This window comes from Lacticaseibacillus nasuensis JCM 17158, from assembly GCF_001434705.1.
Taxonomy (GTDB): domain Bacteria; phylum Bacillota; class Bacilli; order Lactobacillales; family Lactobacillaceae; genus Lacticaseibacillus; species Lacticaseibacillus nasuensis.
This window is the reverse complement of the sequence record NZ_AZDJ01000030.1, coordinates 22,986-49,898: the sequence shown is the minus strand read 5'-3', so window position 1 is coordinate 49,898 and position 26,913 is coordinate 22,986. Positions and strand designations below refer to the sequence as shown.

General features: G+C 57.2%; 22 protein-coding genes. 8 read left to right on the top strand and 14 right to left on the bottom strand.

From position 1 onward, the window contains the following. The first annotated feature begins 96 nt into the window (after positions 1–96). The 4 genes from FD02_RS07595 to FD02_RS07580 are packed head-to-tail and all read left to right on the top strand — an operon-like array spanning position 97 to position 2,993. Positions 97–834, top strand: coding sequence for an amino acid ABC transporter ATP-binding protein (locus FD02_RS07595; RefSeq protein ID WP_054722881.1), 738 nt, complete (start codon positions 97–99; stop codon positions 832–834). A gap of 11 nt (positions 835–845) precedes the next feature. Then, positions 846–1,667, top strand: coding sequence for a glutamate ABC transporter substrate-binding protein (locus FD02_RS07590; protein WP_056951517.1), 822 nt, complete (start codon positions 846–848; stop codon positions 1,665–1,667). Further along, the gene (locus tag FD02_RS07585; protein ID WP_054722883.1) at positions 1,668–2,312 is read left to right on the top strand and encodes an amino acid ABC transporter permease; all 645 of its coding nucleotides are present in this window, start codon (positions 1,668–1,670) and stop codon (positions 2,310–2,312) included. Positions 2,313–2,327: 15 nt separating this feature from the next. Next, positions 2,328–2,993: an amino acid ABC transporter permease gene (locus FD02_RS07580; RefSeq protein ID WP_056951516.1), complete on the top strand. Its 666-nt coding sequence runs from the start codon at positions 2,328–2,330 to the stop codon at positions 2,991–2,993. 91 nt (positions 2,994–3,084) lie between these two features. On the opposite strand, the gene FD02_RS07575 is transcribed toward FD02_RS07580, so the two are convergent. The 7 genes from FD02_RS07575 to FD02_RS07545 all read right to left on the bottom strand — a co-directional run bounded on the left by FD02_RS07575 (position 3,085) and on the right by FD02_RS07545 (position 12,201). Beyond that, positions 3,085–3,789: an MIP/aquaporin family protein gene (locus FD02_RS07575; RefSeq protein WP_082603372.1), complete on the bottom strand. Its 705-nt coding sequence runs from the start codon at positions 3,787–3,789 to the stop codon at positions 3,085–3,087. 4 nt (positions 3,790–3,793) lie between these two features. After that, positions 3,794–5,632: a type 1 glycerol-3-phosphate oxidase gene (glpO, locus tag FD02_RS07570; protein ID WP_056951513.1), complete on the bottom strand. Its 1,839-nt coding sequence runs from the start codon at positions 5,630–5,632 to the stop codon at positions 3,794–3,796. Further along, complete coding sequence (gene glpK / locus FD02_RS07565; RefSeq protein WP_054722885.1) at positions 5,629–7,155, bottom strand: glycerol kinase GlpK; 1,527 nt, start codon at positions 7,153–7,155, stop codon at positions 5,629–5,631. Before glpK ends, glpO begins: the two co-directional genes overlap by 4 nt. A 339-nt stretch (positions 7,156–7,494) precedes the next feature. Next, a complete protein-coding gene (gene hflX, locus FD02_RS07560; protein ID WP_056951512.1) occupies positions 7,495–8,775 on the bottom strand; it encodes a GTPase HflX in 1,281 nt (426 codons plus the stop codon). 158 nt (positions 8,776–8,933) lie between these two features. Then, positions 8,934–9,827 carry a diacylglycerol/lipid kinase family protein gene (locus tag FD02_RS07555; protein WP_054722887.1) on the bottom strand — a complete coding sequence of 298 codons (894 nt, stop codon included), beginning with the start codon at positions 9,825–9,827 and terminating at the stop codon, positions 8,934–8,936. A 152-nt stretch (positions 9,828–9,979) separates the two neighbouring features. Next, the gene (locus FD02_RS07550) at positions 9,980–10,441 is read right to left on the bottom strand and encodes a hypothetical protein (protein ID WP_156408278.1); all 462 of its coding nucleotides are present in this window, start codon (positions 10,439–10,441) and stop codon (positions 9,980–9,982) included. Between the two features lie 125 nt (positions 10,442–10,566). Beyond that, positions 10,567–12,201, bottom strand: a complete 1,635-nt coding sequence (locus FD02_RS07545; RefSeq protein WP_056951510.1) for an APC family permease — start codon at positions 12,199–12,201, stop codon at positions 10,567–10,569. Positions 12,202–12,420: 219 nt separating this feature from the next. On the opposite strand from FD02_RS07545, the gene FD02_RS07540 reads away from it, so the two are divergent. Together FD02_RS07540 and FD02_RS07535 are read left to right on the top strand one after the other, a co-directional pair. Next, on the top strand, positions 12,421–13,179 hold the full coding sequence (locus FD02_RS07540) for an ABC transporter ATP-binding protein (protein WP_054722889.1): 759 nt from the start codon (positions 12,421–12,423) through the stop codon (positions 13,177–13,179). A gap of 9 nt (positions 13,180–13,188) precedes the next feature. Further along, positions 13,189–14,991, top strand: a complete 1,803-nt coding sequence (locus tag FD02_RS07535; protein WP_056951508.1) for an FtsX-like permease family protein — start codon at positions 13,189–13,191, stop codon at positions 14,989–14,991. 64 nt (positions 14,992–15,055) lie between these two features. On the opposite strand, the gene FD02_RS07530 is transcribed toward FD02_RS07535, so the two are convergent. The 6 genes from FD02_RS07530 to FD02_RS07510 all read right to left on the bottom strand — a co-directional run bounded on the left by FD02_RS07530 (position 15,056) and on the right by FD02_RS07510 (position 20,175). After that, positions 15,056–16,789 (bottom strand): oleate hydratase, encoded by a 1,734-nt coding sequence (locus tag FD02_RS07530; RefSeq protein ID WP_268871600.1) that lies wholly within the window; start codon positions 16,787–16,789, stop codon positions 15,056–15,058. Then, the gene (locus FD02_RS11615) at positions 16,779–16,913 is read right to left on the bottom strand and encodes a hypothetical protein (RefSeq protein ID WP_263849086.1); all 135 of its coding nucleotides are present in this window, start codon (positions 16,911–16,913) and stop codon (positions 16,779–16,781) included. The genes FD02_RS07530 and FD02_RS11615 overlap by 11 nt, the downstream gene beginning before the upstream one ends. 93 nt (positions 16,914–17,006) lie before the next feature. After that, entirely contained in the window at positions 17,007–17,558 is a 552-nt protein-coding gene (locus tag FD02_RS07525; RefSeq protein WP_056951505.1) for a TetR/AcrR family transcriptional regulator, read from the bottom strand. Positions 17,559–17,567: 9 nt separating this feature from the next. Further along, positions 17,568–18,227, bottom strand: a complete 660-nt coding sequence (locus FD02_RS07520; RefSeq protein WP_056951504.1) for a histidine phosphatase family protein — start codon at positions 18,225–18,227, stop codon at positions 17,568–17,570. A gap of 73 nt (positions 18,228–18,300) precedes the next feature. After that, positions 18,301–19,206, bottom strand: coding sequence for a proline-specific peptidase family protein (locus tag FD02_RS07515; protein ID WP_056951503.1), 906 nt, complete (start codon positions 19,204–19,206; stop codon positions 18,301–18,303). Between the two features lie 147 nt (positions 19,207–19,353). Next, a complete protein-coding gene (locus FD02_RS07510) occupies positions 19,354–20,175 on the bottom strand; it encodes a nucleotidyltransferase domain-containing protein (RefSeq protein WP_056951501.1) in 822 nt (273 codons plus the stop codon). Between the two features lie 1,263 nt (positions 20,176–21,438). Here FD02_RS07510 and FD02_RS07505 point away from each other — a divergent pair. Next, complete coding sequence (locus tag FD02_RS07505; RefSeq protein WP_056951499.1) at positions 21,439–22,272, top strand: metallophosphoesterase family protein; 834 nt, start codon at positions 21,439–21,441, stop codon at positions 22,270–22,272. Between the two features lie 398 nt (positions 22,273–22,670). Here the strand turns inward: FD02_RS07505 and FD02_RS07500 are convergent, their stop codons facing one another. Continuing rightward, positions 22,671–24,491, bottom strand: coding sequence for a monovalent cation:proton antiporter family protein (locus FD02_RS07500; protein ID WP_056951497.1), 1,821 nt, complete (start codon positions 24,489–24,491; stop codon positions 22,671–22,673). Between the two features lie 126 nt (positions 24,492–24,617). Here FD02_RS07500 and helD point away from each other — a divergent pair, with 126 nt between their 5' ends. Beyond that, a complete protein-coding gene (gene helD / locus FD02_RS07495) occupies positions 24,618–26,909 on the top strand; it encodes an RNA polymerase recycling motor HelD (RefSeq protein ID WP_056951495.1) in 2,292 nt (763 codons plus the stop codon). Positions 26,910–26,913 lie beyond the last annotated feature (4 nt).

The following is a 26,913-nucleotide window of genomic DNA, read 5'->3' as shown; positions in this document are numbered from 1 at the left end:
TCGACCAACGGCCTTCCCTTTTATCAGGGAAGGCCGTTTTTTATCCAGAAACGTGAACACCTGTATCCACGGGATAGCCATTAAGGGGGGATTGCGATGTCAATGATTGAGTTTCACGATGTCGAAAAATATTACGGGAAATTTCACGCACTCAAAAATATCAACCTCACCATCGATCGCGGCGAGGTCGTGACCATCATTGGCCCGTCCGGTTCGGGGAAGAGTACGCTGTTGCGCACCATCAACGGGCTGGAACGCATCACCAGCGGGCAATTGATCGTCAACGATTTCGACTTGGCGGACAAGAACACCGACATGAACCGGATCCGCAAAAACGTGGGGATGGTGTTCCAGCATTTTAACCTCTACGCCAACAAGACGGTGCTCGACAACATCACCCTTGGCCCGACGATGGTCTTGAAGCGGCCCAAGGCGGAGGTCGAGGACTCGGCGCGCGAGCTGTTGAAGATGGTCGGCTTGGAAGACCAAGCCGCCAAGTATCCCAGCGCCTTATCCGGCGGGCAAAAGCAGCGCGTGGCCATTGCGCGCAGCCTGGCGATGAACCCGCGGGCGATTCTGTTTGACGAGCCCACCAGCGCGCTTGATCCGGAAATGATCGGCGACGTGCTGGACGTCATGCAAACAATCGCCAAGCAAGGCATGACCATGGTTGTGGTCACCCACGAAATGGGCTTCGCCCGCCGTGTTGGCGACCGCATCGTGTTCATGGCCGATGGGCAGATCTTGGAAGACGAAAGCGACGTCGCCGGGTTCTTCGATCACCCTAAGGAGCCGCGCGCGCAGGAATTCATCAGTAAGATTCTCAACCACTAAGGAGGCAGCTTATGGCAAAACGCAGGTTGCGCCCATTACTGCTGCTCGTCGCCTTTCTCGCCTTGGCGCTGGCCGGGTGTGGCAAGAGTGTCGCCGACCGCGACGCTTTGGCCCACGCCAAGGCCACCAACAAACTCGTTTGGGGCGTGAAGGCCGATACGCGGTTGTTCGGGCTGATGAATATTAAAACGGATCAAATCGAAGGCTTTGACATCGACATGGCCAAGGCCATCACCAAGCAGATTCTCGGGCCCAAGGGCAAGGCGGATTTGGTGCAAGTCACCTCCGACACCCGGGTGCCGATGTTAAAAGGCGGCAACGTCGACGCGGTGATCGCCACCATGACGATCACGCCGGACCGCCAGAAGGTCTTGAACTTCTCGCAGCCGTACTTCAACGCCGGGCAGGCCTTGCTGGTAAAAAAGGGTAGTCCCATCAAGTCGGTGAAGGACCTGGTGAAAGGCACCAAGGTGATTGGCGTGCAAGGCAGCAACTCCGTCGACAACGTCAAAAAAGCCGCCCCGCAAACGCAAGTCTTGCAGTTATCCGACTACGCGCAAGCCTTCACGGCCTTGAAGTCCGGCCAAGGCGACGCGTTGACCACCGATAACGGCATCCTGTACGGGATGAGTGAGCAAGACCACGATTATGTGGTGGTCGGCGGCACCTTCACCAAAGAGCCTTACGGAATCGCGATGAACAAGGGGCAGGACAACTTGACCAAGGCCATGAATACCGCCGTCGATCAGTTGCGCGCCAATGGCACCTACGCCAAGCTCATCAACAAGTGGTTCAAGGGCATTCCTGGCTTTAGCTTGAAGGAGGTGGAGTAGATGTTCACAATCTTGGCTGAACACGGCTCGGCGCTGTTAAGCGGTCTGGGCTACACGCTTGCCGCCAGCCTGATGGCCTTGCTGGGGAGTCTGGTCATCGGCACGGCATTTGCCTTATTTGAAATCTCGCACCGCAAGTGGCTGCGCATCATCGGGCGTATCTACGTCGAGGTGGTCCGCAACATCCCACTCTTGGTCATCGCCTTGGGCTTTTACGTGATTGTGCCGCGCTACGTGATGCCGATGGATGGCTTCACCGCCGGCACGATTGGCTTGACGATTTACACCAGCGCCTTCATCGCCGAAACCGTCCGCGCCGGCATCGAATCCGTCGCCGTGGGCCAGATGGAAGGCGCCCGGTCGGTGGGGCTGACCTACACGCAGGCGATGGTGCAGATCATTTTTCCCCAGGCAATCAAAATCGTCGTGCCACCGTTGGGCAATCAGTTCATCAACTTGGTCAAGAACAGCTCGGTGCTGGCCTTCGTCGCCGGCTTCGACTTGATGTATGAAGGTAAAATCGTCGCCAACGCCACGTTTTCCACCTTCGATACATACCTGGCCGTTGGGTTGTTGTACCTGGTGTTGACCATGCCGCTGTCTTACTTGATGCGGTATCTGGAAAAACACTGGGTCTCGGCCTAGAAGGGAGGCGGGCATATGCAATCATTCTTTGCCGCCTACACATGGGATAATCTTCGTTACCTCTTGCAAGGGCTATGGGTGACCGTCGAAGTCTCGGTGGTCTCGATTCTGTTTAGCTTCATTCTCGGCACGTTGTTAGGCGTCGCCCGGTACGTGAAAATCAAGTACTTCAGCGCCATCGTCGGCTTTGTCATCGACTTGATTCGAAACCTACCGCTGCTGTTGATTCTGTTTTTTACCTACTTCGCCTTGCCGGATATCGGCATTCGGCTGCCGGTGATTCCGGCGGCGATCGTGGCGATGACCGTGTTCGAATCGGCGATGCTGGCCGAAATCGTGCGCAGCGGTATCAACGCGGTGCCGGTGGGCCAAATGGAGGCTGCCCGCAGCAACGGGCTGAGCTACACGCAGGCGATGACCAAGATCATCATGCCGCAAGCCTTCAAGAAGATGATCCCGCCGATCGTCAGCCAGTTTATTTCGCTGGTCAAAGATACCAGCCTGGCCACGATCATCTTGCTGCCGGAGCTGACGTACCACGCGCAAATCATCTACGGCCAAAACATCAACTACATGATTCCGATGTTCGTCGCGTTGGCCGCCTTGTACTTCATCGTCAACTACGCCTTGTCGATTGCCTCGCGGGTGATCGACCGGCGCATGAGTCGCGCGCCGCGCTAGTGATCCAAGCCGCCTTCACACAGAAGGCGGCTTTTTTGCTGCCCGTACGCACGAAAAAAGGCCTGCGCCGCGGCGCAGGCCTTAGTCTTGGCTAGATTAACGTGAACAACCACGCCCCGACGATGCCGCCGAGCAGGGGACCAATCACCGGTACCCAGCTGTAGCCCCAATCGGAGCCGCCTTTGTTGGCAATCGGCAGCACCGCGTGGGCGATGCGGGGGCCAAGGTCCCGGGCCGGGTTAATCGCATACCCGGTGGTGCCCCCTAGCGAGAAGCCGATGGCGGTGATCAACGCGCCGACGCCCATGGGATTCAAGCCCGCCGTCCATTTACCCTTGGTGAAGGCTAACAGGACAAACACCAGCATGATGGTGCCAAGAAATTCGGAGAAGAGGTTGGCCAGCGGGCTGCGAATCGCCGGCCCGGTGGCAAAGGTCCCCAGAATCGCCGCTTCGTCTTGCGTGGCCGCCCAGTGCGGGTAGTAGTGTAGCCACACCAGCACGGCCCCGATGAAGGCGCCCAGCATTTGCGCGATGATGAACGGCAAGACGCCGCTCCATGGGAACTGGCCGATGACGGCAAAGCCCACGGTCACCGCCGGATTCAGGTGGGCCGGGCCGAGGAACGACGCGGCGTAAACCCCGAGCGTTACTGCCAGGCCCCACCCCAGCGCAATGGCGATCCAGCCGGCGTCTTTGGCCTTGGATTTGTTCAGGGAAACGCCGGCGACGACGCCGTCACCGAGCAATACTAGGATCAAGGTACCGATAAACTCTCCGACCGCTTGGGTCATGATTGAATTAGTCATGATGGGCCTCCTTTAAAGTTGCCAGTTGCGTCTCGGCAATAGTGGCATCTAGTTGCGCCGCCATTTCGCCTTGCGTGGCGGTGTCCCAGCCGAGCAGGCGCGCCATTTCGGTGAGTACGGGTTGGCGCAGCGCCGGCAGGTCATGGGCGTGGAACAACATGGCATTGGTGCGCCGCAGCAGGTAATCGACCGGCGTCAGCGTCATTTCCTCGGCCACCGAGTAGCGCAGGGAAATGGTTTCCTTCAGCGAGAGGCCAGGCGCCGCACCGCCCTCGGCATAGGTGACGACGCGGCCGGTATTGCTGCCGAAGCGGTTGGCCAGGTCCTTGGCGTCTTCCTCGGGCACGCCGGCGTCTTGGGCAATGCGGGTGTAAAAGGCTAAGGTTTCGTCGACATTGGTCGGGTCAAAGTGGCCGCCAGAGACTTGGAGTTTCTTGGAGTCCACGTCCTTCACGGTGACGCCTTGCGCCTCCAATGCCGCACGAATCACGGCCATGGCGCCGGCCGCCATTTTCCGGTAGTCGGTGATTTTCCCGCCGGCTAGGGTCAACAGACCGTCATCCTCCACGTCGAGCTGGGAGCCGCGCGACACCTGAGACGGTGCCAGCGTCTCTTCGGCACGGGCGGTTTGTAGCTTGGAAATGGCGGCTTCGACATCGGCGCGGGTGGCCTGGTTGTCCTCATAGGCGTCGACCGTCTTGATCAAGTCGGTGAAGCTAGCCTCGGAGACCTTGCCGGTATTGGCGCCGCCGCCGTTATAATCGGAGCTACCGTTGCTGGCAATTAGCGGCCGCAAGCCCACCCAGCTGGCCTCGATGTCGGCCAAGGTGACGTCGGCGGTCGGGTAGCGGTAATTGAGGACCTTCAACAGGTAGTCGACGTCGGCTTGGGTCACGGTGGGGTGCGCGTAGTCGCCGGTGTAGTCGGTGTCGGTGGTGCCAAAATACGTCTTGCCTTCCCGCGGCACGACGAAAATCATGCGTCCGTCGTGCAAGCCGGAGTCAAAGTAGGTCGGCTGCGGCACGCTGAGCTTGCTGGCATCGATGACCAGGTGTACGCCCTTGGTTGGCCGCAACAGCGGCGTGGCCTTGAGTCGGTCGTCGCTGGCCCGGAGTTGATCCACCCAGGGGCCGGTGGTGTTGATCACCAGCTTAGCGTGAATGTCGAATTCCGTCTCGGTGAGCTCGTCTTTGGCGTGGACGCCGATGGCTTGACCGCGGTCGTCGTGTAAGATGCTTAAGGCCTTGACGTGGCTGGCGATGGTGGCGCCGAGCTCGGCGGCTTCCTTGATGTTTTCGATCACTAGTCGGGCATCGTTATTGACGTAGTCGAGGTAGACGCCACCGCCTTGCAGATTGTCGGCGCGCAGGCCCGGTTCGCGCTGCAGGACTTCCTTGGCGTTAATCGTGTAGTTGGCGTACTGCGTGGCTTCGACGCCGGCCAGCTGGTCATATAGGTTCATCGCGATTTTCACCGAGAACAGGTCGAAGGTGGCCTGCGGTTCGGCGTAAATCGGCATCAGCATTGGGAAGGGGCGCGGAATGTGCGGCGCGATGCCTTGGACCACGGCGCGTTCCTTGACGGTGTCGCTGACGACGCCGACGTCGAAGGTCTTCAAGTAGCGAATGCCGCCGTGCACCAGCTTGGTCGAGCGCGACGAGGTGCCTTCGGCGAAGTCCTGCATTTCAATTAAGGCGGTGGTGATACCGCTAGCCGCCGCTTGAATCGCGACGCCGGCGCCGGTGATGCCGCCGCCGATAATCAATAAGTCCTGGGTCGTGTTCGCCAGCTTGGTCAGGCTGGCTTGTCGAGTTGCTTGCGAAAAGGTCATGACGGGTCCTCCTCACTGTCCAGTTGCGGCTTGAACGCCATGGTCGCCTGCACGGCTTGTTGCCAGCCGTTGTACAACTTGGCGCGCCGGGCTGCCGGCATATTCGGTTCAAAACGCTTGCCGATTTTGGCGAGGTGCTGCAGCTCGTCGGTGCTGGACCAGAAGCCCACAGCCAGCCCGGCGAGGAAGGCGGCACCCATTGCGGTGGTTTCGAGGTTAGCGGCGCGTTCCACCGGCGTACCGATCAAATCGGCCTGGAATTGCATCAGGTAATCGTTGTTGGCGGCGCCGCCGTCGACACGCAAGGCCGGGATCTTGATGCCGGTGTCCTTGTACATCGTGTCCACGACGTCGCGGCTTTGGTAGGCCAGCGACTGCAGCGTGGCCTTGATGAAGTCGTTGCGCGTGGTGCCGCGGGTCAGGCCGAAGACCGCGCCGCGGGCATCGGCATCCCAATACGGTGCGCCTAAGCCGGTGAAGGCCGGCACGACATACACTTCATCTTGGCTGGTGGAGTTGAGGGCGGCTTGCTCGGAATCCGGTGCGTGCTGCACGAGCTCCATGGCGTCGCGCAGCCACTGAATGGCACTGCCGGCGACGAACACGGAACCTTCCAGCGCGTAGTTGACCTTGCCGTCAATGCCATAGCCGATGGTCGTCAGCAGGTTGTTGGCGGACATGGTCGGCTTTTCGCCGGTGTTCATCACGATGAAGGAGCCGGTGCCGTAAGTGTTCTTCACCATGCCAGGCTCAAGGGCCAGCTGGCCGAACAGCGCGCTTTGTTGGTCCCCGGCCATCCCGGCGATTGGCACGCTGCTGCCGTAGAAGTGATACGAGGCGGTTTGGCCATAGATCTCGGAATTGCTGTGAACCTCCGGCAGCATCGCCTTTGGAATGTTCAAAATCTTCAGGATCTCGTCGTCCCACTGCAAGGTGTGAATGTTGAACAACATCGTGCGGCTGGCGTTGGTGTAGTCGGTGACGTGAATGGCGCCGCCGGACAGCTTCCAAGAAATCCAGGTATCGATGGTGCCAAACATCAACTCGCCTTTTTCCGCGCGCGCCTGGGCCCCTGGCACATGGTCGAGGATCCAGCGAATCTTAGTGGCGGAGAAATACGCGTCGATCAACAGGCCGGTGTGTTCGTGAATTAAGTCGCTGTAGCCGGCTTGCTTCAAGGATTCGGCGATGGCGTTGGTTTGCCGGGATTGCCAGACGATTGCGTTATAAATCGGCAATCCGGTGGCCTTGTCCCACACCACCGTGGTTTCACGCTGGTTGGTGATGCCGACGCCGACGATTTGCTTGGGTTGGATGCCACTGTTGATGAACGCCGTGGCGATGGTGGATAAGACCGCGTTCCAGATCTCGTTGGCGTTATGTTCGACCCAGCCGGGTTGCGGGAAGTACTGCGGGAACTCGCGCTGGGAATCTGCGACCATTTGCCCATCGTGGTCGATAATCAAGGCGCGGGTACTGGTGGTGCCTTCATCGATTGCCAGTAGGTACTGTTGCTCAGCCATGTGAATGCCTCCTATAGTGTGTAATGATAGCGGTTACAATTTGAATGATAGCCCACAACCTAATCGCCGTAAACTAAAATGCCAAAAGTTTAATAATTAGTTTGTTCACAAACCTCTCGTGTAATCGCTAATGGCCAATCACAACTTTTGTCATGCGGGTTCAGGTCGGGTTTAAAAATGATAGTTTGATTAGTTAGCAACCCGGCCCGGCCTCAACAGAATATTTTTCACCGGTGATAATTTTAGCTTAGCACGCGAGTTGATTTGGCCCAAACAAAACGATGCGCGTCGTGCCGGGCAAATAAAAACGCCGCCGGTCAAGACCTGCGGCGAAAACACTTAGGATTCGGTAACAAGATACTGGGCGAGGCGCCCGGCCTGCGCGGCGTTGACGGTGGCGGTGATGCGGGTGCCGTCGTCGGTATAGTCGGTGGCACTCACCGCGGTTTCGCGGTTCATGAAGTCGACCAACTGACCTTCGCTAAAGGGGATGAGGTAGGTATGCGTCTCCGCGTCGGCGAAGATGTGCTTGGTGATCAAGCGGGCCAACTGGTGGAGGGAGGCCGGGTCTTGCGCTGAGTAGATAAACTGGTCGCCATTGAGCTCAGGGTAGTGGGTATCCGGGCGCTTGTCCGCCTTGTTGTAGGCGGTGATCATCGGGATGTCGTGAATGCCGATGGTCTTCAGCGTCTGCTCGGTGATCTGCATCATTTCCGGGTAGTGGGGATCCGAGTAGTCGACCACTTGAATCAAGAGGTCGGCGTTGGCGGCTTCGGCCAAGGTGGCCTTGAAGGCGTCGATCAGGTGATGCGGCAGCTTGCTGACAAAGCCGACCGTGTCGCTTAACAAGAACTTGCGGTTGTCAGGCAGGGTCAGCTGGCGCACGCTGGTATCCAGCGTGGCAAACAGCATGTCTTTCTCGAAGACCTGCTTGGTTTCGGGATGATCGGCGTAGAGATCCAACAAGCCATTCATCGTGGTGGACTTGCCGGCGTTGGTGTAGCCGACCAAGGCGACCACCGGCACGGCGTTGGTATCGCGCTGGACGCGCCGCACCTGGGCGCCGACGTCGGCTTCCTTGAGTTCGCGGCGCAAGCGAGCAATGCGCTTGTTCAGCACCCGCTTGTCCATTTCCAACTTGGTTTCACCGGCGCCACGGTTGGCGAGGCCGCCACCGCCGCCTTGCTGGTCCAGCTTGTTGGCGCTGGGGTGCAGACGCGGTAAAGCGTATTGCAGCTGCGCGATTTCGACTTGGGTCTTGGCCGCCTTGCTTTTGGCGCGGTCGGCGAAGATGTCGAGAATCAGCTGGGTGCGGTCGATGACATGCAGGCCGATCAGTTTGTTCAGGTTGCGGAGCTGCGACGGTGAGAGTTCATCGTTGATGATCACCGTGGTGGCGTCATTGGCCCGAGCCAGCTCGGCGATTTCGTCGACCTTGCCCTTACCGAAGTACGTCGCGCCGATAGCGCGGTCGAGGTTTTGCCGGACGTCGGCGACGACCGTGTCACCATGGGCCTTGGCCAGCTCGGTGAGTTCGGTCATCGAGTAGTCGAAGTTGTCCTGGCCGCGGGAGATGCCGGCGATTAAAACGAGTTCAGATTGTGGTTGGTTGTCTTGCATAAAGGTCCTTTCTGGACGCTTTGCACAGAAAAAGAGCAGCCCGGTCAGCTGCTCTTATGAGCGGACACGTGCGCAAAGCGTCGCCGTGAAGCGACAATTAGTCATGTAAATCAACTGTCTTTAAGCGCATCGTGATCGCTCCTTTCAAAACGTTACCTTCAGTGTACCATGCCGCCGCGCGCAGTGCTAGGGGCGATGACGGACAGCCGCGCCATGGTCAGCGTCAGCGGCGTGCTCACACTGGGGTCGCCGTCAATGCGCGCCTGCAGCGCACTCGGCGCTTGAATGGTGAGGCGGGTGGTGGTGAAGTAGGTCATCCCCGGCAGCTTGGCGAAGTTGCCGGTGAGAAAATACGGCAGCGCCAACAGCGTCTGGCGCCAGTTCAGCTTCGGGGCGACGAACACGTGAAAATGGCCATCATCTGGCGCGGCATCCGGCGCAAAATGGGTGAAGCCGCCGACGGAGTTGGTCATGGTCACCAGCACAAATTGGGTATCGCGCACCCACTGATGGTGCGGCGAGTGCAGCGTCAGCTGCCAGTGCTGGTGCCGGGCCAAACTGTTGGTGCCCTTGGCCAGATACACCAGCGGGCCAAACTTCTGCTTGTCGCGCTGGGTCACCGCCACGGCGGCATTGGCCAACACGCCGAGCGTTAACGTGCTAACCATCACCGCCGAGTTCACCCGGCCGACGTCTAACGGCCGCACGTGGCCGGCCAACAGCGTGTGAATCGCGCCGGGTAACAGCTGGGGAATGCCTAGGCCCTTGGTCAGGTTGTTGACGGTGCCGGCGGGAATCAAGCCCAGCAACGGCGGCCGCTTGCGGTTCAGTAAACCGGCCGCCACTTGGTTGATCGTGCCATCACCGCCGATGGCCACGACCACATCGGCTAAGGCGGTTTGCGCCAGCAACGTCGCCGAACGCTCACGACTCGTTTCAGCCAGCGTCGCGGTGTGGCCGGCGGCACGCAAGGCGCTGGCGACTAGGTTGGCGGTGGTGCGGCCATGGTTGTGGCCAGCATGCGGATTATAAATCAAGGTATAAGCGGTCATGCGGCACCTCCCAGCCAAAGTTTACGCGCTCGCCGGGCAAAACGCCACCGTTAAGCGCTTCTTCGCTTCCTGACCACCCGAGAACAGTCTTGCCACGAAAAAAAGGGGGCAACCGACGTTAACTGCGTCGGCCGCCCCATGATTGAAGTCGGTTATTCGTCTAACGTTCCCGTCACCATGGGTAGACCAAATACGTTGCCCGCGGACTTGCACGTTACGGTAATCGTATCGCCAACTTTGACAGCCTTGCTCGCCTTTGAAGCAGGGACCATAACATTAAACTCACCTGGGGCTTGGAACGCGATCAACGGTCCATTCGAACCGATATCTGTGACCTTGAATTTCAGCGTCTGATCCTTAATCGTATCTGAGTCCAATTGATCGAGGAAGTCCTTACCTTCAGCTTTTGTTGTGACCGTGTAGTCAACTGGTTCTTGAAGGCCAAGGACCGCTGCCGACACTGGTGCGCCAATGCTCAATACGAGCCCGACTAACAAAATGATGACGCTCTTCTTTTTTGGGTGTTTCTTAGCTGCTGCGACGATCAACATGATCAAGCCAACAACCGCTACGATAAACCCACCAATCATGACAAATCCGATTAATGCAAACATCCTATTTTCTCGCTTTCCCATTGATGCCCTCAGTGTACCTTAAGGGCACGTGAGAAGAGAGATAACTGATCAAAATATTTCCATTAAAATGCCAGATATCCGGTGATTTGTGGGATCGGATGATGTTAAGCGCCAACCGTGCCGCGGCGCCCATTGGCCGTGACGTGCAGCGTCACGGCGATAATCGCGGCGTCGATCACGGCGATGATGGCAACGCGCCACCCCACGACCAGGCTGGTCAACAGCCGTACGGCCAAGCCGTAGCTGGCCGCGGCAATCAAGCCGCCACCCATCACGGCGGTGAATAACCACCACGTCGCTGGCCCAAAGGCGTTGCCCGTGGCTTGGCGCTTGGCGATCCACGGCATCATGAACCCGAGCACCACCATGCCGATTGGCACAATGATATTCAAGGCGAGCATTAAGGCAAAGGTGTGTGCCGACGCGTCGGTGGGGAAGAAGCCTAACACGGCGAGCAGGAAGGTGATGCCCAGCATCCACCCGCCGACGATGACGCCGAGCTTGTCGTTTTTAATGAAGGTATAGTCGCCGTGCGGGAAGCGGTCGGCGTGGCGGCGCACCATGAGGTAGGACCAAAACAGGAAGCACGTCGAGAACGGACTGACGATGCCGTTGAGGTTCAACAACCAGTTGAAGATGTCGTTGATTTGCGGCAGCAACGCGCCCAGCGCCATGATCAAGGCACAAAGGATCGTCGTCAGCCAGTAGCCGTTGATTGGCAGGCCATCCGCGTTTTTCTTGGTGAGCTGGCGGGGCATGAAGCGCTTGGCGACGTCAGACAGGAACACGCGGGTCGACGCGTCGAGGATCACGGCCAGTTGCGCGAGCATGTAGATGCCTTGGACGCCGGCAAACAGGTACATTAAACCGTTGCCCAGGCCGAATTGGCGGCCGATCGCTTGAAAGGCGTAGTACGAGCCGTTCATTTTCAAGTCGTTGGGCAGGTCGTGAGCGTTGAAGTAGACGCCGAGGCTGAAGGTGCCGAATAACGTCAGGAACATCGTCATGATGGCAATCATCTTCAGCGCCTTCGGGAAGTCGCGGCCGGGGTGCTTCATGTCCGCGGTGTACGGCGCGGCGAGTTCCGAGCCGTTCATGGCAAACACGAACAGGCCAAACGTCGACAGAAACGCGAGGTCGAAGTGCTTGGGCATGAAGGCTTTGATGTCGAAGGGTTGCGTCTTGATGGGATTGCCATGGGCCAAGCCGACGATGGTCATCACGACGAACAGCACGGTCATGATGAACATCGCGCCGCCGCCAATGGTCGACATTACTTCCAGCGACTTGTTCTTAAAGAAGTGTTGCAGCCAGATGAACACGACGAAGATGACGGCGGTGAGGATGCTGAACCAGGCGTTGCCGAGAAACGACTGGATGTCGCCGTTGCCTTGGACGATCCAGCCGAAGCTGATGACCACGGAGTTGGCAACGTCGACCACGTAAGGCAGGCCGGTAATCCAGTAGAACCACGCGGCAAAATAGCCCACGGTGTCGCCGTTGGTTTCGCGCATCCAGCTGGTGATACCACCGCCGCGCTCGCCAAACGTCGACCCCATGTGGGCGACGATGAGGTTGTAGGGGATGACGTAGAAAAACGTCATCAAGATCCAGCTGGTGACGGCAACCAGCCCCTGGTTTTGGAAATTATAAATAATATCGTCGAAGCCGATGACGGTGACAAAGTCCATCAACCCGACCACGACCCAAGGAATATATTGCTTCTTTTCGGTTTCCATGTTGTCCTCCCTGACTAAGTGACGGTCAGCGGCGCAAAGCCGGGAGCCTTGTTGCGTTGGCGCATGGCAGGTCCTCCTCAATTCAATGAGACTAGTTTACCGAAAACGCCGACCACTGGAAACGAAAAGTTGCAACTTACGGAGTTGTTAGGTCAGTGTTCGTTCACAAGCTGTCTGGGTACGGTAAGATATGGCTAGTGATTAAAAGGAGAGAAGACTATGCAAACTCAACCAGTCGTCAGCGTCAAGGCGGTCACCAAGACTTATGGCAAGCCGAACCAGAAGCAATTCCAGGCCTTAAAAGGTGTGACCTTCGACGTGCAACCCGGCGAATTCGTCGGCATCATGGGGGCGTCCGGCTCCGGCAAAACGACGCTGCTCAATATCCTCAGCACCTTGGATCGGCCCACTAGCGGCACGGTGGCCATCAACGGCCGGGCCGTCACCGGCTTAACCGGCAACGCCTTGGCCGACTTCCGCGCCCACCAAGTCGGGTTCATCTTCCAAGACTTCAACTTGTTGGAGAACCTGACTGCGCGGGAGAACATCGCATTGCCGCTGGCGTTACAAAACATGGCGACCAAGGCGCAACGCGACGCCGTTGACCGCGTCGCGGCCACCTTGGGCATCGCCGAAGTGTTGGACCATTATCCCACCGAGTTGTCCGGTGGCCAAAAACAGCGCGTCGCCGCGGCCCGCGCCTTGGTGCAGGAGCCGGCGATTTTGTTTGGTGACGAGCCTACCGGTGCCTTGGATTCTACCAGCGCCAAGGACCTGTTGGACACGATGGCCAGCCTGAACCGCGAGCAAGGTGTGGCGATTCTGTTGGTGACGCACGATCCGTTTTCGGCGAGCTACGCCCAGCGCATCATGTTCATTAAAGATGGGCAAATCGGCACGGAGTTGGTGCACGGGACCAAGTCGCAGGAGGAATTTTATCAAGAAATCCTGCAGACGCTTGGCACCTTTCAGCAATAGGAGGCCCGCATGTTACGAAAATTAGCGTTAGGCGGCATTCGCAGCCGCTTCCGTGACTACGCGGTGCTGTTCTCCGGCTTGGTGATTGCCAGTGCCGTCTTCTATATGTTTCTGGCGCTTGCCACCAACACCGCGTTTTTGAAAAGTAATTCCTTCATCGCGCTGACCAGCTTCGTGTTTTACTTCGGCGAGGTGCTGCTGGTCATCATCACCGTGGTGTATATCGTCTACGCCAACACATTTTTGATGAGCATGCGCCAGCGCGACTACGCGATGTTCATGATGCTCGGCGCCAAGGGCCGCAAGATTGCCCAGCTGATCTTCATCGAAACCGTCAGTGTCGGCTTGTTGGCGACGGTGGTGGGCACCGGCGTGGGCATCGGGCTGACGACAGCCGCTGGGAACCTCTTAATCAACATGTTGCACGCGCCGGCAACGCACTTTAACCCGGTGTGGGGTCCGGCGGTGCTGTGGACCTTCGTCTTCTTCCTGGGCATGTTCGTGCTGGCGGCCTTTGTCAACGCCGGCAAGCTCTTGAAGACGCCGGTGCTGCAACTATTGCACGCGGACACCACGCCCAACCGGCTGCAACAAAAGCGCAGCGTCTTGGTGCTTCAAGCCATTGGCGCCATCGTGTTGCTGGCCATCGGCTACTGGGCGATGACCCAGCTAGGCACGCTGCAGCTGATGGGCATTGGCCTGGCTCTGGTCACCATCGTCATGGGCACGTACCTGCTGTTTAACGCCAGCCTCGTGGCCCTGATCGCCTGGCTGAAGCGCCGGCGCTTTGCCGCGCGCGGATTGCACAACTTCACGCTGAGCCAGCTGAGTTTTCGCATTCGCGACTACACGCGGATTCTGGCCGTGGTGGCGATGCTGTTCGCTTTGGCGCTGGGGGCCATCACCGTGGGGCTCGGGTTTCAAGCCGAGATCCCGGCGCTGGTCAACCAACAAGCCGTGTACGACGTGGTGACCGTCGCGCCAAACGCCGCGACGCGCAGGCAAGTTGCCAAGCTCACCGGCGTCACCGCGACGCAGCATTATCAGGAGAAAACCGACCGGCATTACGTCTACCTCGACGCCTCGGCGTTGGCGCGCCACCCGGTTCAGTTGATGGATTACCAAAACGGCAAAACCGTGCGCGTGAAGGTGACGGCGGCCAACTGGGAAAAATATGCTGACATGGCCGCCCAGCAGTTGAGCACGTTTCGGGTGCCGGCCGATGCCGACCGCCAGTTTAAGTTGGTGCCGGCCGCGCGGTTTGCCCAGCTGGCCGGGCCGATGCGCACCGTGACGACGTATCAGGTGGCGGATTTTGGCGCCAACTATGCGCCCATCAAGGCCATCGTCGCCGCCCAGGCCAAGCAACACGACATCAAAAGCGCCACCCAATCCGGCCAGAAGTTTTACAGCTATGAGTTGGTCAACGGCATGTTTTCCGGCTTGGCGTTCATGGGCTTCTTCCTCGGCATCGCCTTTTTGGCCATGCTAGCCTCGACGCTGATGTTCAAGATCCTAAGCGGCGCCAGCTATGACGCCAAGCGCTACTTGATGCTGCAGAAAATCGGCGTGCGGCCGCGCCTCCTGCGGGCCTCGGTGCGCCAAGAAATCGGCGCCTTGTTCCTGTTCCCGGGTTTGCTGGGGGTCGTGCACGTCTTGTTTGGCCTGAAGATGTTCACCGGGCTGTTGCGGCATCCCTATGGCAACTTGCTGGTGCCGTTTAGCATCTTCATCGTGTTGTACGTCGTGTATTACCTGTTGACCGTATGGTTGTACGAAAGCATCGTGATTCACCGCGATGTCACTGCATAACAAAACGCCAGTCGCGACTCAGTCGTGACTGGCGTTTTGCATTCCCCCAAAAAATTTCCAGCGGTTACTCAAACATTTTCTTGGTCGCTCGTAGCAAGGTCGGAATGTCCTTGTCGTAGCGCGGCGTCTTGACCAGGTGACTCATTGGAATGCCGGCAAAGTGGTACGCGGCGATTTCCCCAGAGCGCACCGCGCTTTGCTCGGTGAAAACCATCTGGTAAGGTTGCTCGGCGAACTCCCCGGTGAAGGCGAGGTTGGTCGAATGTGCCGGAATGACCAGTGGGCGGTCCGCCTTGGCCCGATTGTTGAACAGCGCCGAGGCGTAAGGCATGTACACGGGGATGCAGTTGACCACCGAGGCCATGATTGCCGCTTCGTGCTCGCGGATATTGACCGGGCCGGGATCGACCATCGCCAATTGGCCGAGCAGCTCCTTGAGCATATCCTCACCGGTCATTTCGATGTACGGCTTCTGCACGAACTCGCCGGTGCGGCGGGGGTACAGGAAGTAGCCCCAAATAACGCTTTCGTTGGGCTTTTGCGTGGTGAAGTGCGGCTGGTGGTGCACCACGATGGACATATTGACGTCAGGTTGGCCCAGCGGTGTGATCGGCGCCGTGCTTAAAAACGAGTTCAGCGCGTTGCCGGGCACCTGCGTGGTGATGCGCGTGATTTCGTTGAGCAGCAGGTGATCCTTGGTGGTTAACGTGAAGCTGACCCACTCGGAAGCGTCGCGGTCGGCGAAAAACTTGTCCGGATTGCCGAGGTTGTAGAAGCGCTCGGAGGCTTTTTGCCAGAGGCTGGCGGCGATGCCGTAGTCCATGTTTTCCCGCGCCGGGGTGTGGTAGTCGCCAATCGTGGCGGAGTCGGTGATCGACCCGTTGGTGAAAATCACGGCGGTGTCATCATCCACTGGCACCTGAGCGACTTCCCCAGTGTTGGCGTCGGTGACGGTCAGGCCGGTGACGGTGATGTCGTCTTGCATAGCGGTGTCCTTAAAGGTCCAATCCGTCACGATTTTGTCCAAAATGATCGTGACACCTTGTTGCTTCAGGTACTCGATCAGCGGCAGCATGATGCTTTCGTACTGGTTGTAGCGGGTGCGATTGACGCCGACGAGGTGCTCGATTTGCGTGAATTCATACAGCATCATGTGCATGTAGCGCCGCAACTCCTGGGCGCTACTTTGCGTGCGGAAGGCAAAGGTGGTTTCCCACATGTACCAGAAGTTGGTGGTGAACATGTGCGGATCGTCCTTGAAGTAGTCGGCAATCGACACGTTGTCGAGCTGCTCCTCGTCCTTGTCGGGCATCAACACCAGCTTGGTGAGCAGGGCCCGGTCCTGATTATTCAAGCCGAGGTGGCCGGCGTTGATAATACCATCACCGCGGCGCAAGAGGCGGGCCTTGTCGAAGGTGCGGTGCTTGGCGTCGAATTCACGCGTGTCTTCGGCGGCGGTGAGGCCGGGCTCGGTGGCAGACGGCACGCGGCTGAGCAGGTCCATCAAGTCCACATAGGTGCGATAATTCAGCATCCGGCCGCCGCGGGCGATGTAGCCCTTGGTGTTGGCCAGCGGGTGTTCCTTGTTCCAATAGTCGTCGGCTTGAGCCGCCGCGCGACTGCCATCATTTGAACCATGATCGTCGAGACTATAAAACGTGATCGCCGATCCGGCCCATTTGCCTTCTTGAATGAGGTACACGGCCGCGGCCAAGTTGGCCAGGCCGGCCCCGATGAGAATTGCCTTGTGTTTAATCATCATGGGACTCCTTTCTCGCTGCTCGCGCTTAGGCGCGATGTGACTCGAATTGGCGATAATCCTTGGCGTCGTCGTGCCACCAATCCAGCTTCTTCATGGCGTAGATGGTTGCGCCGGCGAGCACGCCGACGATGAGGCTGAGGCGAATCGTTTGCTTTTTCATACAGGCACCACCTTTCTGTTGACGCTTTCAGTGTAGGGGGAAAATTGGCCCAAAAAAATAGGCAACCTCAGGGGATTGCCCAAAAACTAGCGGTTAAATTGCGGCGTTATGAATCGCGTTTTGCACCGCGCCGGTGAGCATGATGTCGCAGCGGTGAACGATGGCCGTTTTCGGCTCGGCCAGCCCGTGCATCAGCCATTGGATGAGCTGGGCGACGATGGCCAGGCCGTAGAAGTTGCAGATATCGTCGGTGAGCGGCTTGGGCAGGCTGGCGTCGGCGTCGTTGACGACGCCGCGCACCAAGGCATCGGCCACCGTGGCGAGGAGTTGCTCCAAGAGGTCGCGGCCCACCGAGTGAAACGACGCGACACAAAACTCGCGATTCTCTTCGATGTAGTCCAGCAGCATTCGCAGCGCTTTTTGCCACTCCGTGATCTGCGCGTACTTGGCCATTTGCACGATGATTTCCTGCTCGTAGACCCAGGCCAAGAGCGAATAAATGTCTTCGAAGTGGTAGTAAAACGTGTTGCGCGTGACGCCGGCTTGCTTGGTCAAGGCACTGATGGTGATGTGATCCAGGGCGGTGGTGGCCATCATGGCGCGCAAGGTGTGAGCGAGGCGAAGCTTGGTGTCTGTACTGGCCATGGCGCCGCCCTACACGCTGGTTTGGTTGTAACTAAGCACCTTGATGCCCGTATCGGTCAAGGCAATCTTGGTGACGCCGCCGTTGAGTGGACTTTCCAAGGCGGAAAAGCCGTCTTCCTTGCCGAACTTGTCGACAATGCTGCGAATCGTCGTGCCGTGCGACACTAAGAGCACGTTGTCGCCGTCGCGGTTGTCGGCGCGCAGCTGCTTGAAGCCTTTTTGCAGGCGATTCCAGTAGGTGAGGGCGTCTTCTGCGGCGCCGAAGGGATCGGCGTCGTGCATGAAGTCCTTGGAGGCGTCGACGCCAAACTTCGAGATGATTTCCTTGAAGCTGTGAACGCCGTGCTTGCCGCCGACTGCGTACCAGGTGGCCAGCGAGTCGAGGCCTTCAAACGAGCCGTAAAACTGCTCGCGGAAATACTTGGTCACGGTGAGTTGGACGTTGGTGTTGAAGTTTTTGGCCAAAATGGTTTCGGCGGTGTTGCGGGCGCGCATGGTGTCGGAGCAATACGCGTGGGTGAAAGTGATGTGGCTTAGCATGGCGGCGGCGCGGTGGGCGTCGGCGATGCCTTTGTCAGTCAGCGGCGAATCCGACCAGCCTTGCATCTTGCCAAAGACGTTGAACCAGGTTTGGCCGTGGCGAACGAGGTAAACAGTGACGGTTTTCATAACAAACCTCCCAGTATGATTACTGTCAGTGTAGCACAAGAAAACCGGTTACACAGCGTAACCGGTTCGCGGATTAATCGTTAAATGTGCCGTTTTCAACATCGGAGATGAATTGCTTCAAGTGCGCGAAGTACACCGGCGCGTTGTCGATCATGTGATGGTGGCCGCCGTCTGGGGTGGTGACCAGGCGGGCGTGCGGAATGTCTTCGGCCATGCGTTGCGCCGAGCGTAGCGGCATGGTTTCATGTTCGCCGAAGGTCAACAGCGTCGGCACGGTGATGTTGTGAATCTGATCGCGAATGTCCCAGTCCTTCAACTTACCGGTGACGACGAATTCGTTGTCGCCTTGGAAGGCGTTGTACACCGCGGTGCCGGTGGTGTTGATCAAGTGGGAAATCGCAGGCGGCTGCTTGCGGTCGACGTAGCTACGGTTCAAGACGTCGACATACTTTTGGTATTGTTCGTCTTGCCAGTTGCCCTTGGCTTCGATGTCTTGCATGTACTTGACGGCCTTAGGAGGCAGGCATTCCTCGCGCACGTAGTTGACGTGGTCGACGTATTCGTCGATGTTGTCGATCATGCTAGAGATGATGGCGCCTTTGAGGTGCTCGCCGTACTTCAACGCGTACAACTGCGTCAGCGCGCCGCCCCAGCTTTGGCCGATCAGGTAGAAATGGTCGAGGCCGAGTTTTTGCCGGACTTCTTCAACTTCGCCGAGAAAATAATCGGTGGTTAAATATTTTGCCGCAATTTCTGGGTCAGAATAATCTGGCTGGTCGGAGTACCACGAACCGAGCTGGTCATACATGTGCACCTGCACGCCGAGGTCGGCGAGCTGTTCGCCAAAGTTCTCCCAGTATTCGTGATTACCGCCAGGCCCACCGTGCAGGCAAAGCAGGTGGATATCGCCGGTGCCTTGGGTGTTGGTCCACAAGTGGTAGCCATTATCCAAGGTGAGAATCGTTGTGCCTTGTTTCATCAAATTCACCGCTTTCTTAGGATATTGCCATTGTAGCACAAGAAATTGGTGGGGAAATGCCGCGGGCGGAAATAGATTGGCTGTAATAACATATCCAGTGAATGATAGTGACGCACTGGTTACGAGTGCGTAACTGGCGTGTTGTTGCTAAGCGTAAAGATACCATTGGTCCAGCCACTCAGCTTCAGGGAAGCGTTGCTGAAGCGCGGTGATCAGTTGTTCGGTTAAGGCGAGGCCTGCTGCATAGACGGGGTAATCGGCTAACTCGATCTCGGCAGGCATTGTTGGCAGTGTCGAAAAGGTCTCATCGTAAGCCATTGCAGCGGTAATCAGCGGGGTAGCGTCCAGCTTTTGCAAGGACCTGAATAACCATTTGTCAGGGGGAAATGGCGTCTCGTGGAGCAGCAAAATCAAGCGGCAGGCGGCGCGCCAAAAACTTGTGGCGTAAAGTACTGCCGCGCGCCGATCTGCCCGGCGTAGCGGCTGGCGCAGCCAGTCGAGTTGCAACCGCATGGTGAGATATTCCTGCTGCAGCAGGTTTGGCAACGCTCGGTGAAAATCCGTCAAGGCCTGAGTTTTGGCTCGGGCGTATCGTTGATTCGGGTCGTGCAGAATTTTCACGTTGCTATATTCCCACAGTGAGGCCGTGGCGGCAGGGGTCAAGGCGGCTTGCAACTGTTCGAAAGTCATGAGGTTATAATGCCCGTCCCAGTCGCCTAAGGGCAAAAATATCCCGTCAGCGCGGTGCGAGAGGCCGGCGGCGCGGTAATCCGCCACGATTGCAGAAAAATTGGCGGCATCTGTGACCAGCACGAAATCAAGATCCGAATATTGATCCGCGTCACCGCGGGCATAGCTGCCCTTTAACACCAGGCTCAGGGCGGACCAGTAGCGGTGAAGAACCGAGTGGTGATGGAGTGCTTCAGAATATGTGGTGACTAATTGTCCTAACTCTGTAACGTGATCCATGCTGTACAACCTCTCTGTCATATTGCGGTGGCGAGTGCCCGCAAAATTTACGCGTCGCTTATTCCTGAGGACATTATAGTTGATTTGCCTTAATGTGCTAGCTGGGGCAGGGCATCAGCGCGCGGCAGCGGTCATTTGACGGCCGTGGGTAAATTTTGAATCAGTCCTCACCATATTCTTTGACACCGATTTCAACGCCTGTTATTCTGAATTCAGATGATTCGAGCGCCAGCCGGATGCGGTGAAGGCCACACCAATTGCTCCCCGGACATGCGATTGAAGAACCAGTACCTATCGGTGTGAGAGAGATACCCACCCGGTGGTTACGCGCTCCACAGGATATCCGCTAATGGCCCCTTGCAGTAGAGGGGTATACCAGGGCGTCCAAGGTACAGCCAGCGGCGTAAGCCAACGGCAGGTGAGGAAGAAGCCTCACCAGGTATATCTCCGCAACGCAGCCGGTGACCGCTGCCGCGGAGCTAAGCCAGCCCAAGGGTGTGCGAGCCTTGAAGGTTGGCGACGGTCGGTGATGACCAGGTCTCCCATTAAATCCGCGATTCAGCGACGACTGAACCGCGGTTTTAGTGCGCAGTCCGTAGCTTTTTAAAGCGTACGGACTGCCACTCGACGCGAGCGCAGCGAGCTAGAGGCGCTCTGCAGTAGGATATCAGTGTGAATGGACAGCCAAGTACAGGTATGAAAGTAGAATAGCGTTTTCGCATTCCGCACTTTACGGATTAATGCTGATGACATTGAGCAAACAATCGATGGTCCCCCGGCTAGTATTCTAACCATTGAAGGTGCCAGAAAAATCCAGGAATTCATTGTAGTTGCCGTTCGGGATGAGCACGATCTGGTCGTTCATTGTCACGCGGGCCAATCACGGACTGGTGCCGTGATAGAAGTGGCTTATTTTGGCTTGGAACTGCCTTGCGTGCATGTCCTAAAATGGCGGTCTGGGCGTAAGATTTACGAATATATGGCCAATAAGATTAATACGGGATGCTACGACTGTTTTGGAGCAATACCTGCAAATGACAACAGTCGCTTCTGATGAGTAGTTTAGTAGGAGTGCTACTTACAAGCTTTTTTAAAGGGTTCTCATACAATCAGTCAACACAGAGAGTACGAATACAGTGATTTACGTTATTGACTTTTTGAAAAATAGTTAGGCCGGTATCCCGACAAGTGTTATTGTGAACTGCATACAAAGAAATGAAATGTACCAATTAGACAAGTGTTGTCATGATTGGAGATATGATAATGATTGTAATTGCAGTAGGTGATTTACATGGGCGGTTGAAGACGCTGGATCGGCTGCGTAGTGTACAGGCCAGATATCCTAATGCGGTCACGGTTTTTATTGGCGATTACGTCGATTGCTATGGCCCCAATTCGGGTTTGGCCCTCCTTGAACAAATTCATGAAATGCAAATTGCCGACGAAGGTCACACTGTTGTCCTAATGGGGAACCATGATGCTAGCATGCTGAATTTTATGAAGGATGCTGCTCAGGATGATTGGCTTAATTTTGGCGGTTTGCAGACGATGGTGGCAGAGGCCGCCCGGTTGGGATTATCTCCTGAGCAGGGTGAAATCTTACCAATGGAGCGGCTAGCCTTACGAACTCGTGAGAGGTTACTTGAACAAAAAAACGACCTCCTTGACTGGGTGGCGGAGCTGCCGTTAACGCATGTGATTGATCATTTGGTTTTTGTACATGCGGGTCTTAATCAGTCACTGGCTAATCCGCTTGAAGATACCACCGCACATGATAGGCTGTGGCTTCGTCATACGTACTGGTATGCGCAACACAAATGGCGTGTATTTGACCATAACAAGCTTAGGTATAGCTTGATTACGGGCCATACCCCAACACGAGAAATAATCGGCCGATATGCAGACGCGAGTCGTCCTGATAAAGTTTATGATCCACAAGCAATCAAAAGTCCTATTTATAGCATCCAATACCCAGATGAGATGCCCCGTTACCAGATTGATGGCGGGGTAGGCTCAAAGGGGGCAGACAATCTGTTAGGAAACGTTGGAGTTTTTGACAGTCAGACTGGGTTGTTGGTTGATGCGGTAGAAGACTAATAAAGGGTCCTTAACGCTGCACTAGGACGTGTATATTTGACCGGATTTAGTGTAGTGCTGGGGCATTATCTAGGTATTTTTGGCGACATCATGCAGATTCCCTGACAATACCAAAGCGTCGGCCTTATGTGTCTTCGTCTAATTGGCGGAGTTCGTCGTAAACTATTGTCTGGACTATGAACGATACGGGTGCAATTGGGATTTGGCTTTGCTTTCAAAAACCGACATGTTTGTGCTCTTCAGGAGCACCACATGTCGGTTTTTTTATTTGTTCCTACATAATGATGTGAGAAATTTCAGGCGTCATTCTTCCGAAATCTTAGGATGGAACTGATACACAGCCACGAACAGTAAGCTTTAGCTATTAACAGTGACCATGCATTCATGTGTCCCTTCAGTTAATTCTGCTTTTCCAACGCGGCGCGAATCTCCGCCACGGCGGTTTTGTCACCGGAGAAAATCAGGTGATCACCCAGCAACAGCTGGGTATCGCCATGCGGGGCGATGAAGTGGTTGTCCCGGAAAATCTGGCTGACGGTGATGGCGTCGATGAAGGGCAGGTTCTTGATTTCCAAACCGGTGAAGCGGCGGTTGTTGACGACGATTTCATAGATGCCGGCGGTGGAGTCGTTGAGCATCTTCAGCGTCGACGGTGTTTCAATCAGGCTGCGCAACATGGCGATGTTAGCGTCCACCGAGTTGTACATTTCCACGCCGGCCGCGGCGAGTTCGTCGTAGGCGGAATCCTCGACGTTTTTGGCCTCGAAGCGGGCGATGATGCGCGGCACCTTGGCGGCCAGTGCCCAGTGCGCGACTCGGACGTTTTTGTCGTGGTCGAAGTAGGCCAGCATCACGATGTCGGCATCAAAGGCGCCGGCTTCGTTCAGCGCGCCTTCGGAAAAACTGGGGATCAGCCGCACGTCGGCCTCGGAGTTGTAGGTTTTGTACTTGGCCTGGTCGTCGGTGTACAGCGTGATGTCATACGCGCCGCGGCTAAGTTGTTGCGCAATCGGCACGGTCAAGAGGTTGGCGCCGACGAAGTGCACGCGCGTCGGCTGCACGTCGTCGGGCTCGGCTTGATAAAACCGGTTGAAGAGAATTGGGCTAATGATGCAGGTGATGATGGCAGCCAGCGTGAAGGCACCGGATTGCTGAGTGGTGAGGATGCCGAGGTTGCGCCCGACGGTTAACGCCGGCACGACCAGGGTAATCGTGGTGGAAATCAGCCAGGTGCCAGCAATGGCATTGCGTGGCTTGAAGCGCAGACGCAAAATTGGCAGCAGGATGAGTTTGGCCGCGAGAAAGCCGATCAGCAGCAGCGGAATCAAGGCGAGGCTGCTCGGATCGGCGAGCAAGGTGCGCAGGTTGATGCGCACGCCGGTCATGATGAAGAAGATGGGAATGAAGAAGCCGTAGCCCAGACTGGTGAGTTTGTCGAGGGTTTCCTCGCGCGGGCGCAGCAGCTTCATCACCATGCCGGCGAGAAACGCGCCGAGGATATTTTCCGCGCCGACGCTTTGGGCGATGGTCACCAGCGTCACGATCAGGAAAAACGCGAGGCGAATGTCGAGCTGCGTGGTGCTTTTATCGATGCGGGCGAAAAACGAAAACGGCCGGCGGGTCCATAGCAGCAAGACGATGGCCGCCACGAAAATCAAGAGCAACAGCCACACGCTTTGGTGCGTGGTGCCATGCGTCGCGGCGTACACGGTGAGGGCAATCAAGGGGATCACCTCGCCGAATGCGGCCAGCAACAGCATGGTTTGCCCAAACGGCTTGCTTAAAAGCTCTTTTTCCTTCAAGGTCGCGATGACCACGCCCAGCGCCACGGTGATGAAGACAATCGTGGTGAAGCCAAAGTGACTAAACAAGCCAACCAGCTTCAAGGCGTAGCTGAGGAGCAAGGCCACGCCGACAATGCCGGCGTAGCCGAGGATAGCCAGCTTGGCCGGGCCCCACTTGGCCGTGCCGCTGCCGCGCTTGAACAGGCTGAAGTCGATTTCCATCCCGGATAGGAAGAGCAAGACGACGACGCCGAGGTCGGACAGCTCGCTCAAGGTGCCGCCGGGGTTGACGACGTTGAACAGGCTTGGCCCGAGCAGCATGCCGACGACGATTTCCGCCACGGCGGTGGGAGTGCTGGTGATGCGAAACCGCGCCATGAATAATGGAATTAATAACGCCGCGAACAAGACGATGAATAATGACACACTGGCCATGGGAACCCCTCCTTTTGCCTGTCGTTAGAATACCACAAACCGCCGCTGATGATTGTCACGAGGTGGGACTTGTGGTAACATATTAAAACGATTATTTTCACCAACACAACCTGAAGGGGTGGTAACGTGGCGGATCAAGAACAACAACGCGAGCAAGGGCATTTGGACCAAATCGTGCAGCAACTGGGGCAAGCCGAAGTGCGGCTGGCCGCGGAGATCAAGCGGACGAAAGCCGAAGAGAAAAACCTTAACGAACATTTCTTTTCCGATTTCTCCATTAACTTATCCAACGACGCCGAGACGATCGAAACCGCGGCGTCGATTCAACAGCAACAACAAATGCTGGACGAGCGCTCGCACGCTTGGCAACAATCCACCGCGCAGCTCAATACCGTTAAGCGCCTGGAAGGCAATCCCTACTTTGCCCGGATCGATTTTCAAGAAGGCCAGGAGCACCCGGAGACGATTTATATCGGCTTGGGCTCCTTCACGGATGAGCACGGCAAGTTTCTGATCTACGATTGGCGCGCGCCGATCAGCTCGATTTATTATGACGGCGGCCTCGGCAAGGTGACTTACCAGACGCCGGATGGCCCGCAGGTGGTGACGGTGAACCTCAAGCGCCAATTCGTCATCAAAAACGGCCAAATCGAGACGATGTATGACACCACCGAAACCATTGGCGACCAGATGCTTCTGGAGGTGCTCGGCGAAAAGTCCGACACGCAAATGAAGAGCATCGTCACGACGATTCAGCGCGAGCAAAACCAGATCATCCGCGACACCAGCGCCGAGTTGTTATTCGTCCAAGGCGCGGCGGGCTCCGGGAAAACCAGCGCCGTGCTACAGCGCGTGGCGTATTTGCTGTATCGCTACCGCGGCAACCTGAACGCCAGCCAAGTGATCATGTTCAGCCCCAACCAGCTGTTTTCTGACTACATCGGCAACGTCTTGCCGGAACTCGGCGAGCAAAACATGGTGCAGTTCACGTTTTACCAATACGTGACCCGGCGCGTGCCGAACATTCAGGTCCAGGATCTGTTCTCGCAATTCGAGGCGCGGCTGTCGCCGGCCCAGAAGAAAATCGCCAAGCTAAAGGGCAGCCTCGCGTTTGTGAAGGCCACCGAGCACTACGCCGCTAGCCTCGAGCAAACGGGGATGCGCTTCCGCGACATTCGCTTCCAGGACCAGGTCTTTTTCTCCAAGCAGCGCATCGCCGACATCTTCTATAGTTACAACGAGAATTATCACCTCGGCAATCGCCTGAGCGCCACCAAGGATCGCCTGTTGAGCATGCTGAACCGCAAAGTCGAATCCGAGATGAAGGCCAAGTGGGTGCAACAAACCGTCGAGGACCTCTCGGAAGAGCAACTGCGTCAGTTGCAACAAGAGGCGCCGGGCGAATTCAAGGATAGCGACAGCGAGTATCGCTACTACGCGCGCGGCATCGTCACCAAGGCCTTCCAATCCATCAGTACGGCCATCAACCGCAACCATTTTCTCAATGTGCGCGGCCAATACGTCGCGTTCTTGCGCGCCGTACCGACGCTGTTGAACCTGGCGGACTTTGACCTGACCGCCGCCGAGTGGGACGCCGAGGTCGACCATTTTCTCACCGGCTTCAAGGCGCGCCAGCTGACCATGGCCGACGCGACGCCATACCTGTATCTCTACGACTTGATGACCGGCCGCCACGGCGAGCGCGATATGCGCTACGTCTTCATCGACGAGATTCAAGACTACACGCCGTACCAGCTGGCCTACCTGCGGATCAGTTTTCCTAAGGCCAAGTTCACGCTGCTCGGGGACTTGAACCAGGCGATTTTCACCAAGGCCGATTCGCACACCTTGATTCAAGACACCGCCAAGCTGTTCGATCCGGACAAGACGCGCGTCGTTCAGTTGACGCGGTCGTACCGCTCGACGGCGCAGGTGACCGATTTCACCAAGGCCATCCTGAAGTCCGGGCAACAAATCGAGGCCTTCAACCGCCAAGGCCCGCTGCCCACCATCACCGTGCGCGCCAGCGAGGCCGAGCTGGTGACGGCGCTGCAGGCGCAACTCAAGATCAATACCGCCGCCAAGCAAAGTACGGCGATCATCGCCAAGACCTTGGAACAGGCCACGGCCTTAGCCGACGCGCTGAAGGCCGCCGGTGAAACGGTGACCTTGATTCGCAGCGAGAATCAGCGGCTGGCCGCCGGGGTCATCGTCGTGCCGTCGTATCTGGCCAAGGGGCTGGAATTCGACGCGGTCATCGTGTGGCAGGCCAACGCCGCTAACTTCCACCACGAAGACGAGCGCGAGTTGTTGTACACCATCACCAGCCGCGCCATGCACCGCCTGACGATTCTGGCCAGCCCAGACTTGTCGCCGCTATTGGCGGCAGTGCCGGCGGAGTTATACGAAGGGAAGTAGCGCG